The organism is Nocardioides sp., assembly GCF_014360585.1.
In the GTDB taxonomy this organism is placed as follows: Bacteria; Actinomycetota; Actinomycetes; order Propionibacteriales; family Nocardioidaceae; genus Nocardioides.
Window position 1 is genome coordinate 1 of the sequence record NZ_JACIXG010000033.1, and the last position, 14,431, is coordinate 14,431.

14 protein-coding genes are annotated in these 14,431 nt (G+C 66.3%); 5 read left to right on the forward strand and 9 right to left on the reverse strand.

From position 1 onward, the window contains the following. The 6 genes from H5T77_RS12780 to H5T77_RS12805 form a co-directional block, all read right to left on the reverse strand. Positions 1-1,106: cbb3-type cytochrome c oxidase subunit I (locus H5T77_RS12780; RefSeq protein WP_292649791.1), on the reverse strand; the 1,106-nt coding region annotated here is incomplete at its 3' end. A gap of 99 nt (positions 1,107-1,205) precedes the next feature. After that, positions 1,206-2,012: a GntR family transcriptional regulator gene (locus tag H5T77_RS12785; protein ID WP_246088255.1), complete on the reverse strand. Its 807-nt coding sequence runs from the start codon at positions 2,010-2,012 to the stop codon at positions 1,206-1,208. A gap of 132 nt (positions 2,013-2,144) precedes the next feature. After that, positions 2,145-2,921 carry a sigma-70 family RNA polymerase sigma factor gene (locus H5T77_RS12790; RefSeq protein ID WP_008362735.1) on the reverse strand — a complete coding sequence of 259 codons (777 nt, stop codon included), beginning with the start codon at positions 2,919-2,921 and terminating at the stop codon, positions 2,145-2,147. Beyond that, complete coding sequence (locus H5T77_RS12795; RefSeq protein ID WP_008362733.1) at positions 2,918-3,169, reverse strand: YgaP family membrane protein; 252 nt, start codon at positions 3,167-3,169, stop codon at positions 2,918-2,920. The genes H5T77_RS12790 and H5T77_RS12795 overlap by 4 nt, the downstream gene beginning before the upstream one ends. A gap of 245 nt (positions 3,170-3,414) precedes the next feature. Continuing rightward, positions 3,415-3,681, reverse strand: coding sequence for a metal-sensitive transcriptional regulator (locus H5T77_RS12800; protein ID WP_008362732.1), 267 nt, complete (start codon positions 3,679-3,681; stop codon positions 3,415-3,417). Then, complete coding sequence (locus tag H5T77_RS12805; protein ID WP_292649796.1) at positions 3,681-4,085, reverse strand: DUF302 domain-containing protein; 405 nt, start codon at positions 4,083-4,085, stop codon at positions 3,681-3,683. The genes H5T77_RS12800 and H5T77_RS12805 overlap by 1 nt, the downstream gene beginning before the upstream one ends. Positions 4,086-4,245: 160 nt before the next feature. On the opposite strand from H5T77_RS12805, the gene H5T77_RS12810 reads away from it, so the two are divergent. From H5T77_RS12810 to H5T77_RS12825, 4 genes are all read left to right on the forward strand, one after another. Continuing rightward, complete coding sequence (locus tag H5T77_RS12810) at positions 4,246-4,548, forward strand: rhodanese-like domain-containing protein (protein WP_008362726.1); 303 nt, start codon at positions 4,246-4,248, stop codon at positions 4,546-4,548. 8 nt (positions 4,549-4,556) lie between these two features. Then, entirely contained in the window at positions 4,557-6,050 is a 1,494-nt protein-coding gene (locus tag H5T77_RS12815) for an MBL fold metallo-hydrolase (RefSeq protein ID WP_008362725.1), read from the forward strand. 1 nt (position 6,051) lies between these two features. Beyond that, complete coding sequence (locus tag H5T77_RS12820) at positions 6,052-6,903, forward strand: sulfite exporter TauE/SafE family protein (protein WP_008362724.1); 852 nt, start codon at positions 6,052-6,054, stop codon at positions 6,901-6,903. A gap of 81 nt (positions 6,904-6,984) precedes the next feature. Continuing rightward, positions 6,985-9,186 carry an MMPL family transporter gene (locus tag H5T77_RS12825; RefSeq protein ID WP_008362723.1) on the forward strand — a complete coding sequence of 734 codons (2,202 nt, stop codon included), beginning with the start codon at positions 6,985-6,987 and terminating at the stop codon, positions 9,184-9,186. A 221-nt stretch (positions 9,187-9,407) separates the two neighbouring features. Here H5T77_RS12825 and H5T77_RS12830 read toward each other — a convergent pair whose 3' ends face one another. Genes H5T77_RS12830 through H5T77_RS12840 form a run of 3 tightly spaced genes read right to left on the reverse strand, consistent with a single transcriptional unit; the run spans position 9,408 to position 13,594 of the window. Further along, a complete protein-coding gene (locus H5T77_RS12830; protein ID WP_008362722.1) occupies positions 9,408-9,884 on the reverse strand; it encodes a PaaI family thioesterase in 477 nt (158 codons plus the stop codon). Between the two features lie 13 nt (positions 9,885-9,897). Further along, positions 9,898-10,518 (reverse strand): TetR/AcrR family transcriptional regulator, encoded by a 621-nt coding sequence (locus tag H5T77_RS12835; protein ID WP_170225267.1) that lies wholly within the window; start codon positions 10,516-10,518, stop codon positions 9,898-9,900. A gap of 34 nt (positions 10,519-10,552) precedes the next feature. Further along, the gene (locus H5T77_RS12840; RefSeq protein ID WP_141782166.1) at positions 10,553-13,594 is read right to left on the reverse strand and encodes an MMPL family transporter; all 3,042 of its coding nucleotides are present in this window, start codon (positions 13,592-13,594) and stop codon (positions 10,553-10,555) included. Between the two features lie 101 nt (positions 13,595-13,695). Here H5T77_RS12840 and H5T77_RS12845 point away from each other — a divergent pair, with 101 nt between their 5' ends. After that, positions 13,696-14,328 (forward strand): TetR/AcrR family transcriptional regulator, encoded by a 633-nt coding sequence (locus H5T77_RS12845; protein WP_008362719.1) that lies wholly within the window; start codon positions 13,696-13,698, stop codon positions 14,326-14,328. Positions 14,329-14,431: the final 103 nt, after the last annotated feature.

Here is a 14,431-nt window from a genome sequence, read left to right on the forward strand (position 1 = left end):
CCGAAGAGGAAGGTCGTCAGGAAGCCGATCGACCACAGCATCGGGGTGTCGAAGCTGACCGACCCGCCCCACATCGTGCCGATCCAGTTGAAGAACTTCACGCCTGTCGGCACCGCGATCAGGAAGCTCATCCCGGAGAAGAACGGAAGGTTGACCGCACCGGTCACGAACATGTGGTGCGCCCACACCGCCACCGAGAGGACTCCGATGCCGAGGGTCGCGGCCACCAGACCGACGTAGCCGAAGATCGGCTTGCGGCTGAAGACCGGGAGGATCTCGGAGATGATCCCGAAGAACGGCAGCGCGATGATGTAGACCTCGGGGTGACCGAAGAACCAGAACAGGTGTTGCCACAGGATCGGTCCGCCATGGGCGGTGTCGAAGACGTGGGTGCCGAACTGTCGGTCGGACTCGAGCATCAGCAGCGCCGCGGCAAGGATCGGGAACGCGATCAGCACGAGCAGTGCGGTGACCAACACGTTCCAGGTGAAGATCGGCATCCGGAACATGGTCATGCCCGGCGCGCGCATGGCGATGATCGTGGTGATGAAGTTGACCGAGCCGAGGATGGTGCCCAGACCGCTCATGTAGAGGCCCATGATCCACAGGTCGCCACCGACGCCCGGCGAGTATTGCGCGCTGGAGAGCGGTGTGTAGGCGAACCAGCCGAAGTCGGCCGCGCCGGTCGGGGTGAGGAAGCCGCTGGCCGCGATCAGGCCACCGAAGAGGTAGAGCCAGTAGCTGAACATGTTGAGCCGCGGGAAGGCGACGTCGGGCGCGCCGATCTGCAGCGGCATGATCACGTTGGCGAAGCCGATAAACAGCGGTGTAGCGAAGAGCAGCAGCATGATCGTGCCGTGCATCGTGAACAGCTGGTTGAACAGCTCGTCGTTGACGACCTGCTGACCCGGGAACGCCAGCTCCGAGCGCATCAGCAGCGCCATCACGCCGCCGCCGAGGAACCAGGCGAACGACGTGACCAGGTACATCTTGCCGATCAGCTTGTGATCCGTGGTCGTGAGTATGCGGACTAGTTGGCGGCCCAACGGCGTGCGCGGAGTTTTGGGTTTCAACGCCTGGCTGGTTCGAGGGGTGGTAGTGGTCATGTTCAGCTCCTCACCGGTCGAAGGCGCATGGCAGGTATATGCCGTCGATCGTCTGCTTGCTGGTGTTGATCTCGTCGGCGTGCATTAGGTCGGCGTGCATTAGGAGGTCATGGAATGGCGGCGGTCAGAAACCGTGACCGAGACTTGGTCAGGGCGGGTGAAGTCGGTGACCAGGCTGAAGCGGTCGCCTCGCACGATGGTCCGACGCCACTCGATGGGCTGCCCTCGCAGTTCGCCGGTCCGGTCGATCGAGAGTGCCGCGGTGTTATCGGGGATCCCGAGCAGGACTCGCTCTGCCGAGGTCGGCACCACAGCGCGGACCTCTTCTCGGCCACCGGTCAGCCGAAGATTGCACCGACGGTCGAGCGCCTCGTAAAGGGAGGTTTGGGTGAGGTCTGCTTCGAGCAGCGGCGCAGCCAGCCGAGCGGGCAGCCACACGCGGTCCATCGCGAGCGGTTCCTCATCGATAAGGCGAATCCGTTCCAGGTAGATCAGAGGCGTTGATTCCTCGACTCCGAGCCTGGTGGCCACGGTCGCGTCAGCGCGCGCGTCGAGTGTGCGCACGATGCTGTGCTGGCGACGTCCTGACGCTTCGACGGAGGCGAACAGGCTGTACAAGGTGCCTTGGGGCTGAGTGATCTCAGTGTTTGCGACCTTCGGTGTTCGGCCACGGGCGGCATCGACAAGGCCGCTCTCACGCAGCCGACGAAGCGCCTCGCGCACCGTGTGTCGGCTGACCGCGTACTCCTGGACCAGCACCATCTCCCCCGGGAACGACTCGTTGAACTCACCTCGACGTAGGCGTCGCTCGACATCGTCCTTGACCTGAGCCCATAGCGGCATCGGGCTTTGGCGGTCAACAGCCCGGGCAGGGCCGGTGGACCGCTGGCCGCCATTTCCCCGCATGTCGCCTCCTGCACAGGAGCTTCGTGATGGTGGGCCCTGCCTTAGGTGGAAGGTCCACGTACCGTCGATGCAAATGTACGTACATCCGTATTCCCTCTGCAAGGGGTCCGCGAACCAGACCCCAGGGGCAGATCATGCGTCGGCCCGATCCTTGCGTTGCCGCTGCAGCGCTTCACGGACCCGTTGGACCTGGTTCGAACCTAGTGCGGCCTCGTCGGCGAGCGCGCCTAGGGCAGCGGTGACACCGACCAAGCTGGCGTAGATCGGAGGGCAGGTCGGGCAGCTGGCGAGGTGCGCTTCTAGCCGTGGGCGTTTCGCGGCCGAGAGTTCGTTGTCGATGTAGGCGCTGACTTGGGAGCGAGCGTCCCAACAGCGCAACGGCAGTTGATCCAGGGGGCGAGACTTCAGCTCTGCCAAGGCGGTGACCAGCATCATCCGTCCGCGACGCAGACGTTGCTTGGCGGCAGCCAGGGAGATGGACTGGATCGAGGCGATCACGGGCACGGTGAGGCCTTCCATGTCGTGGAGCACGACCGCGGACCGGTAGATGAAGGGGAGGGCCAACAATGCGTCGCGCAGCTCGTCGGCTGACTCTGCGCGCTCGATCACAACCGCGGCGTCCACGGTCCAGCTGTCGTCGCGCCAGGCCGCATCGGCCAAGGCTGCGACGTCCTCGCGGGGCGTTTCCCGCTGGCGGCGCCCCTGATCGATGGCGAGGTTGTGGAGGATGCCGCGCAGCCACGCTCCCAGAGGCGCTTCGTGCCGGTAGGTCTCGCGACGTTCAAGAGCACGGGCGAGTGTCTCCTGCGCCAGGTCCTCGGCTCTGTGACGGTCACCGGTGACCGACCAGGCGTAGGCCCCAAGCCGCGGGAGTTCCGCAACCAGCTGGTCGAGGAGGTCTGAACTCAACGGCGAGATTCACCCGCCGCGGTGGGGGCCGAGGGCGAGCGTCCTGCGCGGCCGAGGGTGCGGATCCCGAACGGCAGATACAGCGGACAGGTGCCGACCGCGGAGGTTGCGGCCATGACCGCCGCGAGCGCGTAGAAGATGAGTGACAGTGCACCGAGCGGGCCAAGGATGATCCCCGCGACAACGAGTACCGGCGCGATGACGAACAGGCGGATGGAGCGGTCTGCGCGTCCCATGTTGAGTTTCATCAGTCCTCCAATGGTGGTGGGTTTGTATCGGTAGACGCAGCACGGCTGCTTATCGATACAAACCGCGTGGCCCGAGTGGCCAGCGCGGCCGGACTGTCGGTCTCGAACGAGTCCGATGACCTCAAATGGTCGAGACGGTGCAAACGGCTGAGTCATCGTCCGTCGTTGAGGAGGTCATCGAACCGGCTGTTGGTGGCTCGAGCCGGAGGCCGGCATCTGGTCTCGACGTTGGTCGTCGGCCTTGCTCAGGCGAGGGCGAGGAACAGCTTCTCCATCTTCTTGACGTCCACGTCCTCCAGCCCTTCCTCGCTCTGTTCGAGGCACTGCTGCAGTCCGGTGGCAACGATGGCGTAGCCGGCGCGGGAGAGGGCCTTGTTGACAGCGGCCAACTGGGTCAGCACCGACTCGCAGTCGGAGCCTTCCTCCATCATCCGGATGACGCTGGCGAGGTGTCCGTTCGCGCGCTTCATTCGGGTGATGATCGCTTTGATCTCGGTGGGTTCGAGGTCCATCAGTTGTTCTCCAGGGCGGCCAGGGCCGCAGTCAGGCGCTGCCGTGCGTCGGTCGCGACAGTGCGGAGTGTGTCGCCGGCCTGGCCGGCGATAGACATCATCGCGTCGGGGTCGAAGGCCTCGACGACCGTGGTTGTGTCGTCGAGGGCACGCACGACCACGTTGCAGGGCAGCAGGGCGGCGATGGACGGTTCGGCTTGAAGTGCCTGGTGGGCCAGCTGGGGGCGACACGCGCCCAGGATGACCTGCGGGGCGACATCGACGTCGAGCTTGGCCTTCAGCGTTGCCTTGAGGTCAATCTCGGTGAGGATGCCGAACCCGGCGGCGGCAAGCTCGCCGCGCACCGCCTCGACCGCCTCCTCGTAGGGGCGGTTCACCGTGATCTGGAGCGTGTACTTCGTCATGGGCCGTTCCCTCCCGGGTACCGATCACTGCATGGGTGAGTGGTCTGCACCATCAACTGTACATCCCCCATGGGGGTTCTGTTACGCTCGAATCGTAACCCCCCGGGGGGTTAGATTGAAGTGGCAGCCACGAGCCGATTCGCCCAAGGAGTTCCCTTTCATGCGTGAGACCACCGTCGAGCACCTTGCCTCGGCCCTCGAGCAGGGCGCGACCCTGATCGACGTGCGAGAGCCCGCCGAGTACCGCCGTGGCCACGTCCCCGGCGCGGTCAACATCCCAATGAGTCAGCTGACGACCCGGCTCGGTGAGATCGACCGCAAACGTCCAGTGCACTTGGTGTGCGCCTCGGGCAACCGCAGCCGCGCGATGACCGAGGTTCTGACCGCAGCCGGCTACGACGCGACGAACGTCGCCGGCGGAACCAGCGCCTGGATCCGCTCCGGGCGATCGACCCAGAAGTGAGGCGAACCATGAACGAGCCCTCGAACATCACGAACACTGCATCCGGGAACAACGAGTCCGTCGCCCCTGCTTCGGCGACGGGGGAAGCGCAGCAGCGCCCGGTCACAGGCGTGACCGTACGCACTCTGGAGACCCCCTCCCTGGGCGACCGCACCTACGTCGTGCACGACGGCGAGATCGCCCTCGTCATCGACCCGCAGCGCGACATCGACCGGGTGCTGGAAGTGCTGGAGGCCGACGAGGTCCGGCTGACCCACGTCTTCGAGACCCACATCCACAACGACTACGTCACCGGCGGCCTGGCGCTCGCACGGGCCACCGGCGCGGCGTATCTGGTCAATGGCGAGGACGAGGTCTCCTTCGACCGCACCTCGATCACCGATGGTCAAGCCGTCGAGGTGGGCTCGCGGATGCGGGTCCGGGCGATCGCCACTCCCGGCCACACCTTCACCCACCTCTCCTACGCCCTCTCTCTCGATGGGCCTGACGGGGAGGAGCCGTACGCCGTGTTCACCGGTGGCTCCCTGCTTTACGGCGCCACCGGCAGACCGGACCTGCTCGGTGAGGAGCACACAGGCGAGCTCGTGCGCCACCAGCACGCCTCCGCCCACAAGCTCGCCGCTGAGCTGCCCGACGACGCCGAGGTCTACCCGACCCATGGGTTCGGCTCGTTCTGCTCCGCGACCCAGTCCGACGCCACCGCCTCCACCATCGGACAGGAGAAGCGGTCCAACCCCGTGCTGACTCAGGATGAGGAGACCTACGTCCGCGAGCTGCTGGACGGGCTGGGTGCATGGCCGGCCTACTACGTGCACATGGGCCCCGCCAACGCCGCCGGCCCAGACGCACCGGACCTTTCCCCTATTCGAGAAGCCGATGCGACAGAGCTGCGCCGCCGTATCGAGGCGGGCGAGTGGGTCCTCGACCTTCGCAACCGCAAGGCCTTCGCTGCCGGGCACGCCCCAGGCACGTTCAACTTCGGTCTCGACGGCGCCTTCTCGACCTATCTGGGCTGGCTCATCGAGTGGGGCACCCCGGTGACCCTGCTCGGGGAGACCGCCGAGGACGTCGCCACCGCTCAGCGCGAGCTGGTTCGTATCGGCATCGACCGACCGGCCGCCCACGCCACCGGCGGTCCGCAGAACTGGGCCGATGCAGAGCTCGGCAGCTTCCCCACTGCCACCTTCGCCGACCTGGCGCAGGTGCGCCATCACCGCGAGGTGGTCGTGCTCGACGTGCGCCGCACCGATGAGCACGAGGGAACCGCGATCGCCGGGGCCCTCAACATCCCGATCCACGAGGTGCCCTACCGCCTCGAGGAGATACCGGCCGGTGAGGTGTGGGTGCACTGTGCCAGCGGCTACCGCTCCTCGATCGCTGCCTCCTTCATCGCTGCCGCAGACCGCACCCCGGTCGCGATTCACGACTCATTCGAGAACGCAGAAAAGGTCGGCCTGCACATGGTCACCCCCGGGGAAGACCCCGACGGGTCCCACGCCTGAGATGACCCTGCTCCTCGCCGCAGCCGCCGGTGCGCTCATCGGGCTCTCCTTGGGGGCGCTCGGAGGTGGCGGATCGATCCTGGCCGTACCGGTGCTGATCTACCTGCTCGACCAGTCACCCGCCCAGGCGACCACTGGATCGCTGGTCGTGGTCGGCCTCACCTCCCTGATCGGGGCCGCCGCTGCCCACCGGGAAGGCAACGTGCTGCTCGGCCGCGGGTTCGTCTTCGGGCTGGTCGCCACCGGCGGAGCGGTGCTGGGAGCGGCGGCATCTTCCCGCGTCCCTGAGGATCTCTTGCTGGCCGCCTTCGCTGCCCTGATGCTGCTGGTCGGTGTGATCCTGGCGTGGCGTCAGATACGTCACGGTCAGGACAGTCAGAGCAGCCAGGACAGTCAGGACAGTGCCGCGGGGCATGCCGCCCGCCCCGCCCTAGATGACCCGATCATCACGTTCAGCCCGACCTTCGCCTGCCAGTGCCCCCGGGCGCTGAAGGTACTGGGCACCGCCACGATCGTCGGCGCCCTGACCGGGTTCCTCGGCGTCGGCGGCGGCTTCTTGGTCGTCCCAGCACTCCTGTTGGCGCTCGCGCTTCCCATCGAGTACGCCGCAGGCACCTCGCTGGTCGTCATCACCATCACCAGCGCCGCCGCCCTCGCCGTCCGATCCGGTTCCGGTGTCCAGCCGGACTGGACGGCCGTCATCGTCTTGACCGCGGTCTCCGCGGCGGCAGCCGTGGCCGGAGCACGACTGGCCGACCGGGTCGACACCGGCCGGCTCCAGGCGGCATTCACCGTCCTGGTCCTCGGCGTCGCCATCTACACCGCGACCCAGGCGCTGCCCGCGCTCGCCTGAACCCGGCCCCACGCATTCAAGTCCGCGTATCCCAAGTCTCACGTATCCAAGCTTGTCCATCACACACGGAACGGAACCTGCATGAGCACCACCACGGCCTCCAGCCCCACGGCCGGGCCCTCAACCCCGCCACCTACCACCGCCGGCCCCTTGGGACGTCTGGGGATCTGGGTCACCGAACACGCCAAACTCGTCACCGTGGTCTGGCTGTTGACCATCGTCGGCCTCGGCGCCTTCGCCCCTCAGGTCGAGCACAACCTCTCCGGTGCCGGCTGGCAGGCCAACGGCTCAGAGTCTGTGCAGGCTCGCGAACTCGCACGAGAACACTTCGGCGGCAACGCCTCATCCGCCATCCAGGTCGTAGTCCGCTCCACCGACGGACCGGTCACCGAAGGTGAGGGCCAGCAGGTCCTCGCCGAGGTCACCGACATCCTCGAGGCCGAACCGCGCATCGCCGACGTCCTCGCACCCACGCCGGGAGCCACCCTCTCCCAGGACGGCTCCACCGCGATCGTTCTGGCCGGCGCAGGCGCCGACACCAACGAGATGGTCCGCGTCGCCACCGACCTCAAGGCCGAACTTCAAAACCTCTCCACCGACACCGTCGAGGTCAACCCAACTGGGTCCTCGCTGCTATGGAGCGACTTCAACGAGGCCAACCTCGACGCCATGCTGAAGTCGGAGTTCATGTCCTGGCCGGTCACCCTGGCCATCTTGGTACTCGCCTTCGGCGCCCTCGTGGCCGCCGGACTCCCACTGATCCTCACCCTGGCCGGCCTTGTCGCCTCGGCCGGTTCCCTGGTGCTGATCAACGAGCTCGTGCCCGTCTCCATCTGGGCCATGAACTTCGCAATGATGTTCGCGCTCGCCCTGGGCATCGACTACGCCCTCTTCTTGGTCGTGCGCTACCGCGCCGCCCGCGCCGTACGCCGCGAGGCTAACCGCGCCGCCGGCCGCCCCGACACCCGCGAAGACCGACAGTGGGCTATCGCCCAGACCATGGACACCGCAGGCAAGGCCGTGCTGCTCTCCGGCCTCACCGTCCTCGTCTCGCTGTCCGCGGTCATGCTGGTGCCCTCGCCCTCCTTCCGCTCCATGGCCGGCGGCATCATGCTCTCGGTGGTCTTCGTCCTAGCCGCCACCCTCACCCTGCTGCCGCTGGTGCTGTTCGGCCTCGACGACCGAATCAACAAGCTCGCACTGCCCTGGTCCCGCGCTGGTGAGCACCGTTCCTCGGCATTCGCCGCCTGGGGCGAGCGACTCTGGAAGCGCCCCGTTGCCTGGGGCCTCCTCGCCACGGTCATCCTGCTCGCCCTCGCCGCCCCGATCCTCGGCCTGAAGACCGCCATGCCCTCCATCAAGGTGCTGCCCGAGGACGCTTCTGCCCGAGTCGGCTACAGCCAGGTCCAAGACGCCTTCGGCACCGGCGCCCCCGGTACTTTGCAGATCATCACCGACGACACCGACGCCTCGGCCGCCAGCGCAGCACTCAAGGACGACCCCGGCATCGCCGCTGCCATGCCTCCGATGCCGGCTGCCGACGACAGTGGACTGGTGCTGATCCAGGCCGTTCCCTCCGTGGACCCCTCCGACCCCGCACTCAGCGACACCGTCGACCGGCTCCGCGCAGACCTCCCCGACTCCGCCGTCCTCGGGGGCGCCCCCGTGGAGAACCTCGATCTCAAGGCGCAGCTCGACGAGTCCACCCCGCTGGTCATCGGCGTCGTGCTCGTCCTCGGCTTCATGCTGCTCCTCATCGCACTGCAGGCCCCGCTCATCTCCCTACTCGGCACCCTCGCCAGCCTGCTCTCCACCGCGGCGGCGTTCGGTGTCGCCCGGCTGATCTTCCAGGAGGGACACGGCGCCGACCTGCTCGGCTTCGAACCACAGGGCTTCCTCGACGCCTGGGCGCCGGTGTTCTTCTTCGCCATGATCTTCGCCATCGCGATGGACTACACCGTGTTCCTGCTCGCCTCGGCCAAGGAGCACTACGAGCGCTCCGGGGACCCCAAGCACGCCATGATCGGCTCACTTGCCCACTCCGGCCGGGTCATCTTCGCCGCCGGCGCGGTCATGGTCGCGGTCTTCTTCACCTTCGCCCTCTCCGGCCCCATCCCGCCCAAAGAAATGGGCGTCGTCCTCGGCCTCGCCGTCCTCCTCGACGCCTTCCTCGTCCGGCTCGTCCTCCTACCGGTCATGCTTCGCCTTACCGGCAAGGCCGCCTGGTACACCCCCGCCTCGCTGCGGAAGATCCTGCCTAACATCACCTTCGCCCATGACTGACCGCGGATCCGTGGGCAGGAACCCGATCGAAGGATCCGATTGTCATATACCGACAGTCAGGCGGGCGTCTCCCGGTACCTTCCGCCCGCTGGTCACCGCCGCGGTGCCCTCGTGCGCTCCCCGCTCATAGCCCGCGTGGTGCAACGCGCCGAGTGCGGGCGAGGGTCTTCTCATCCAGCCTGGCCATGCCACAGGGGCATTGGCTAGCGTTGTGGATCGCCTCAGATAGCGGAGCTCGGGCGTGCCTGAGCGAAGTGCTCGGCGTCGACTGTAACGAACACAGCCGTCGATGTGGCGGCGGTTCGCCCGTCGAGTGCGGTCACCTTGGCGTTCACGAACAGCTTACGGCCCTCGCGCCGATCTACCCGGGCCTCGAGTCGGTATGTCGTCCCGATCAGGACCGGCGCGAGGTATTCGACCACCAGTTGGCGAGTGACAGCTGGTTCTCCGACCAGGTAGAGCAGGAAGCCGTAGAGGTCGTCAAGGACGGTGGCGACCGCGCCGCCGTGCGCGATGCCGGGTGCGCCCACGTGGCGATCGTCGAAGATGTGGGTGGCCACCACGAGATCGCCTTCGCGATGCACGCTTAAGTGATGGCCATGAGGGTTGTCAACGCCGCAGCCCAGGCATTGCTCGTGGTGGGCCGGCAGGTGCGCGCCATCTGGATGGGGGCCGATTCTTTGCTGCAACGCAGTCATGAGTGCTTGAAGGTCAGCCACGGGTGCTGCCGTTCAGAAGGCGTGCCCAGGCGGTGAGCAGTTCTGCTTGCCGATCGGGATGTGGCGTCAACAGCCGTGCGACACCCCGTCCGAGGACAAGGTCCAAGGTCAAGCGCACTTCGATCGGGTCGTCGCTGATATAGGTGCGACAGATCTCAGCGAGCTCCGCGTTGACACGCTCCTCGGCTGGGACCAGCTCCTTACGCAAGCCGGGGTCTGAGCGCGCGGCCACCCAGAGCTCGAGACTGGCCGCGTACAACGGTCCGGACAGGGCCTCAGCTAGCAAACCCAACGCCGCTTCGCGTTCCTGGGTGACCGTCGTCAACTTCTGGAGTTGGGCCCCTTGTGGTGCGATCCGAGACATCTCCGTCCGCACCCTGCGCATGCGTTCTTGCGCTAAGTGCTCGACGGCGGCTACCACGAGTTGGTCACGGGTTCCGAAGTGGTGCAGTTGGGCCCCGCGGGACAGCCCGGCTCGCTCCGCCACGGCGACACTGGTGGTGCCGGCATATCCCAGGTCGGCAAGGCAGGCGATGGTCGCGTCCAACAGCGCGCGTCGGGTGGTGGCCGAGCGTTCGGCTTGTTTTCGCGGTCGTCGCGTAGCTACCTTCATGCCCGAAGCGTACATGCATGCATGAACGTATGTACTAGGCCGAGCTGGCTTTTCTGATCTGTGTTCCCTTAAGCCCAGGGTTCCGGATCTGGCGGGCAGGCCACCAGTTGTGGTCCTCAAGCAGGGCGGCACAGGCGGGAACGATGAGGCTGCGGACTACGAAGGTATCGAGCAGCAGTCCGGCTGCGACGGCGAAACCAGTCTCGACAAGCGTGACCACGGGAGAGGTGAGCAGCGCGATGAAGGTGCTCGCAAAGATGATTCCTGCGGATGTGATCACCGGGCCGGTCAGGGTCACTGCTTCGGCAACGGCGCCTCGAGTCAGGGTGGTGCCGTTCTCGCGCATTCGGCTCATGAGCAGGATGTTGTAGTCGGCGCCAACGGCGACGAGCAGCACGAACGTGATCACTGGGACGGCAAACTGGATGTCGTGGCCAAGGATGCCTTGGAAGACCAGTGTTGTCAGGCCAAGGGCCGCGGCGCAGGATAGCGCTACAGAGGCGAGCAGGTATAGCGGCGCGGCCAGGGAGCGCAGGGCGATGATGAGGAGGAGCAGGACGATCAGAAGCACCGCCGCGAGCACGAGTTTCGCGTCTTCGTACAGATAGCGGTTCAGGTCGGCGCCGAGTCCAGCGGCCCCGGTGCCGCTGACGGTTGCGCCTTCGAGACGTGTCCGATTCAACGCGTTTTCAGCGGCTGCCTGGGATTCTTCGAAGCGGCGCAGCCCATCCGGGCTAAGAGGATCTGAGTCACCGGTTACCTGGATGCGGGCAACGCGGCCATCGGGGCTCAGGAATACGCTGCGGGCGTAGGCGAAGCGCTGGTCGTCTAGGGCGCTCGCGGGCAGGTAGAAGCCACCAGCCTCTGGTGTGTCGGCCTGACGGTTGACCGTGCGCAGGTAGGACTCAGAGGTCTCCAGGTTCTGGGCGAGTTCCTTGGTCTGGCGGATGAGGTCCTTGATCCCCGGCGCAAAGGCCTCGGCGTTCTCAGCGATCTGGGAGGTGCCGTCCGCCATCTGCCCTAGACGCGCGCGCAGAAGGCGCTGTCCTTCGGTGATCCGGTCGGCACCCCGCTCGGCCTGGCTCAACCCGGAGGCGAGATCGTTGAGGCCATCGGCGAGGCTTCCTTGTTTGCGGGCGATCAAGTTCGCTCCGTTGGCTGCCTCCTGCAGTCCTGGGAGGAGTTCATCCTTCATGCCGCGGTGGATGTCGGCAAGTCCTTCCCTGGACCTGCGGCAGATCGGGTCTGTGGTGCACAGCAGGTCGCGGTCGAGTGCCTGGACGATCAGGCCGATGCTACTCACGACCACGGTGACTTGGTCGTGAGCGGTTTGGATGCCTGTGGCCAAGGCGGCAGCGCCGGTCTGCAACTGGCGGGCGCCGTGCGCTGCGTCACGCGTGCCCTCGGTAGCGCGGCCGAGACCGTTGGCGAGATCGCTGGTTCCGTTCGCAAGTCGGTCGGCGCCGCCTTGGGCGCGGCCGGCGCCGTCGGCCACCCGGCTGATCGCGTCGGCTAGCTGGGCGCTGCCCGAGGAGAGGCGTTCGAGATCGGGCTGACCCTCCTCCAAGCCATCGCTGGCCCGACCCAGCCCGGTGGCGAGGCGCTTGAGCTGTCGCGCGATCGACGCTGGTTCTAGTGGCTCACCTGCCGGCTGGGTGATGCTCCGGACGCTGGAAACACCATCGACCTTGGCCACGGCTCGGCTGACCTCGTTGAGGACTGCCAGATCCTTCGAATTGCGCATGTCATGTGTGGACTCCAGCAGCAGGTAGTCCGGGAGGGTCTCGTTGCGAGGGAAGTGGTCCTCCAGCACCGCCAACCCCTTGTTGCTCGGCGTGTCGGGCGGCTGGGAGTTCCGCTGGTCGTAGGAGATCACCATCGTCGGAAGGAACGCGGCAAGCACAACCAACACGGCGGTACCGGCAACAAGCACCCGGACCGGTCGGCGCGCCACGAGGCGGCCGACGCGTGACCACGCCGACGTCGGTGCTGGCGTGCGCGCCGGCCCGATCCTGGGGCCGAACCAGACCATCAGCGCGGGCGTGAAGGTCAGACTCACCGCAACGGTGACCGCGACGCAGATCGCCATCGGCGGTCCGGTGGTGGAGAAGATGGCCAGCTTGGTGAATCCCAGACATATCGCGGCGAGGATGACCGTTCCGGCGGACGCCACCAACGCCGGTCCTACTCTGGTGGCTGCCTCCTCGACGGCCGGCAGCGCGTCGACTCCGCGCCCGTATGCCTCGCGGAATCTGCTGATCAAGAACACGCAGTAGTCAGTGCCAGCGCCGAGCACGATGGCGGTTACGAACGCGTCGGTGTAGGTCGACAGCGACATTCCTTGCATCCCGGCCCATGCCAGCACTCCCCGCGCGCACGCCAGTGCCACCCCGATCGATACCAGGGAAACCAGTACAGTGGTGACGCGGCGGTAGATGATCAACAAGATGATGACCAGCAGCAGCCCGGAGACCACCGTGATCCGTACCGAGGCCTCGTTCACCTCGGTGGTCAGGTCGGTGATCATCGCTGGGTCCCCGGTCACATACGCGCTGCTGCCACGGGGCAAAGACAGGTCGGCGACCCGTTCTCGCAGCCAGTGGATGTCCTGTTCGGAGTCCGGCGATCCGATGCCACTGGTCAGCCCGGCCACCAGGTAGGCCGCCTGGCCGTCCTTGCTGACCAAGTGTCGCCGCGCGTCCTTGTTGCCGACGAAGTGCTGCACTTCGGAGACCCGCTCCTGGTTCGCACCCAGGGTGCGAACCAGGTCGCGATACGCAAGCGTGTCAGCCGCGCTCAGGCCGTTCTCGTTGCGGAACACGATGTAGGCAAATGACTCGGTGCGCCCCGAGCCGAACGCCTCGTCCATGTCGTGCAACGCGGTCAACGTCGGCGCGTCCTCGGGCAGAAAGGCCGCACTGCTGCGCTCGACCACCGACGGCAGCGACGGCAGGCCGAGAGTGACCGCTGCAGCCGCGACCAACCAGCCGACGACGACCAGACGCGGGAAACGGATTCCCGCCGTGCACAAACGGGCCAGACGACCCGGCGCCCCAGCATCCACGGATGCCTCCATGACTTGTATCTTGAGTTTGTACTCGCAGTACAACATAGGCTGAGGCTGCTGTCGATACCCTCCGAATACGCAGTGTCACTCGTCCGGAAAGGTGTGTGGAGATGCGGCAACTGCCTGCCTCCATCGCAAGCAAGCTCTACGGAGCCGCGGAACTGATCGCCGAGCGCGGAGTCGCCGAGGCCAAGATGGACGAAATCGCGGCTGCCTCCGGCATCCCTCGCGCAACCCTCTATTACTACTTCACCGGTAAGGATGAGATCCTCGCCTTCCTCCTCACCGACATGCTCGAGGCAATTGCTGGCGAGGTAGCGGCAGCTGTTGGGGCCACCGGAAGCGCCCGCGTCCGCCTCGAAGCTGCGGTCCAAGCCCAGATCGCCGTGATGCTCGACCAGCCCGCCGCATGTCGGGCGCTCGTTGGTGACCTCGGCCGAGCCACCAGACTTCCTGCGCTCGCTCACGCCCTCCAAGAAGCATTCCGCCGTCCCATCGAACAACTCCTTGCCGAAGGCGCCGCCGACGGATCGCTACACGTGCAGCCCCACCCAGAAGAGGCATCCCTGGCGATCTTTGGGGCCATCACAGTCGCCGGTCTGTATCACGCAGTTGAAGACAGCCGCCCCTCTGCAGAACAGGTTGCGAAACGAGTTCTCGGCGTTCTGATGCAAGGGCTTGGCGGCCAAAAGGAACCACGCACCACTGATTGCCCTGCTAGCGCGACTGACGCTCAGGCCTGATGGTGAGATGGCCTCTGAGTGCATGCCCGGGGGTAGCGCGATCACGACCTCGTTCCTCGGCTCCCTGCCGCCCCCACCGCTCAGTCTGACCCGACCTGGGACT

Excerpts from the sequence above, each read along its gene's own strand:
- H5T77_RS12785 (WP_246088255.1), bottom strand. The coding sequence starts at position 2,012 with ATGCGGGGAAATGGCGGCCAGCGGTCCACCGGCCCTGCCCGGGCTGTT.
- H5T77_RS12795 (WP_008362733.1), bottom strand. The coding sequence starts at position 3,169 with ATGAAACTCAACATGGGACGCGCAGACCGCTCCATCCGCCTGTTCGTC.
- H5T77_RS12800 (WP_008362732.1), bottom strand. The coding sequence starts at position 3,681 with ATGGACCTCGAACCCACCGAGATCAAAGCGATCATCACCCGAATGAAG.
- H5T77_RS12805 (WP_292649796.1), bottom strand. The coding sequence starts at position 4,085 with ATGACGAAGTACACGCTCCAGATCACGGTGAACCGCCCCTACGAGGAG.
- H5T77_RS12810 (WP_008362726.1), top strand. The coding sequence starts at position 4,246 with ATGCGTGAGACCACCGTCGAGCACCTTGCCTCGGCCCTCGAGCAGGGC.
- H5T77_RS12815 (WP_008362725.1), top strand. The coding sequence starts at position 4,557 with ATGAACGAGCCCTCGAACATCACGAACACTGCATCCGGGAACAACGAG.
- H5T77_RS12820 (WP_008362724.1), top strand. The coding sequence starts at position 6,052 with ATGACCCTGCTCCTCGCCGCAGCCGCCGGTGCGCTCATCGGGCTCTCC.
- H5T77_RS12825 (WP_008362723.1), top strand. The coding sequence starts at position 6,985 with ATGAGCACCACCACGGCCTCCAGCCCCACGGCCGGGCCCTCAACCCCG.
- H5T77_RS12830 (WP_008362722.1), bottom strand. The coding sequence starts at position 9,884 with ATGACTGCGTTGCAGCAAAGAATCGGCCCCCATCCAGATGGCGCGCAC.
- H5T77_RS12835 (WP_170225267.1), bottom strand. The coding sequence starts at position 10,518 with ATGAAGGTAGCTACGCGACGACCGCGAAAACAAGCCGAACGCTCGGCC.
- H5T77_RS12840 (WP_141782166.1), bottom strand. The coding sequence starts at position 13,594 with ATGGAGGCATCCGTGGATGCTGGGGCGCCGGGTCGTCTGGCCCGTTTG.
- H5T77_RS12845 (WP_008362719.1), top strand. The coding sequence starts at position 13,696 with ATGCGGCAACTGCCTGCCTCCATCGCAAGCAAGCTCTACGGAGCCGCG.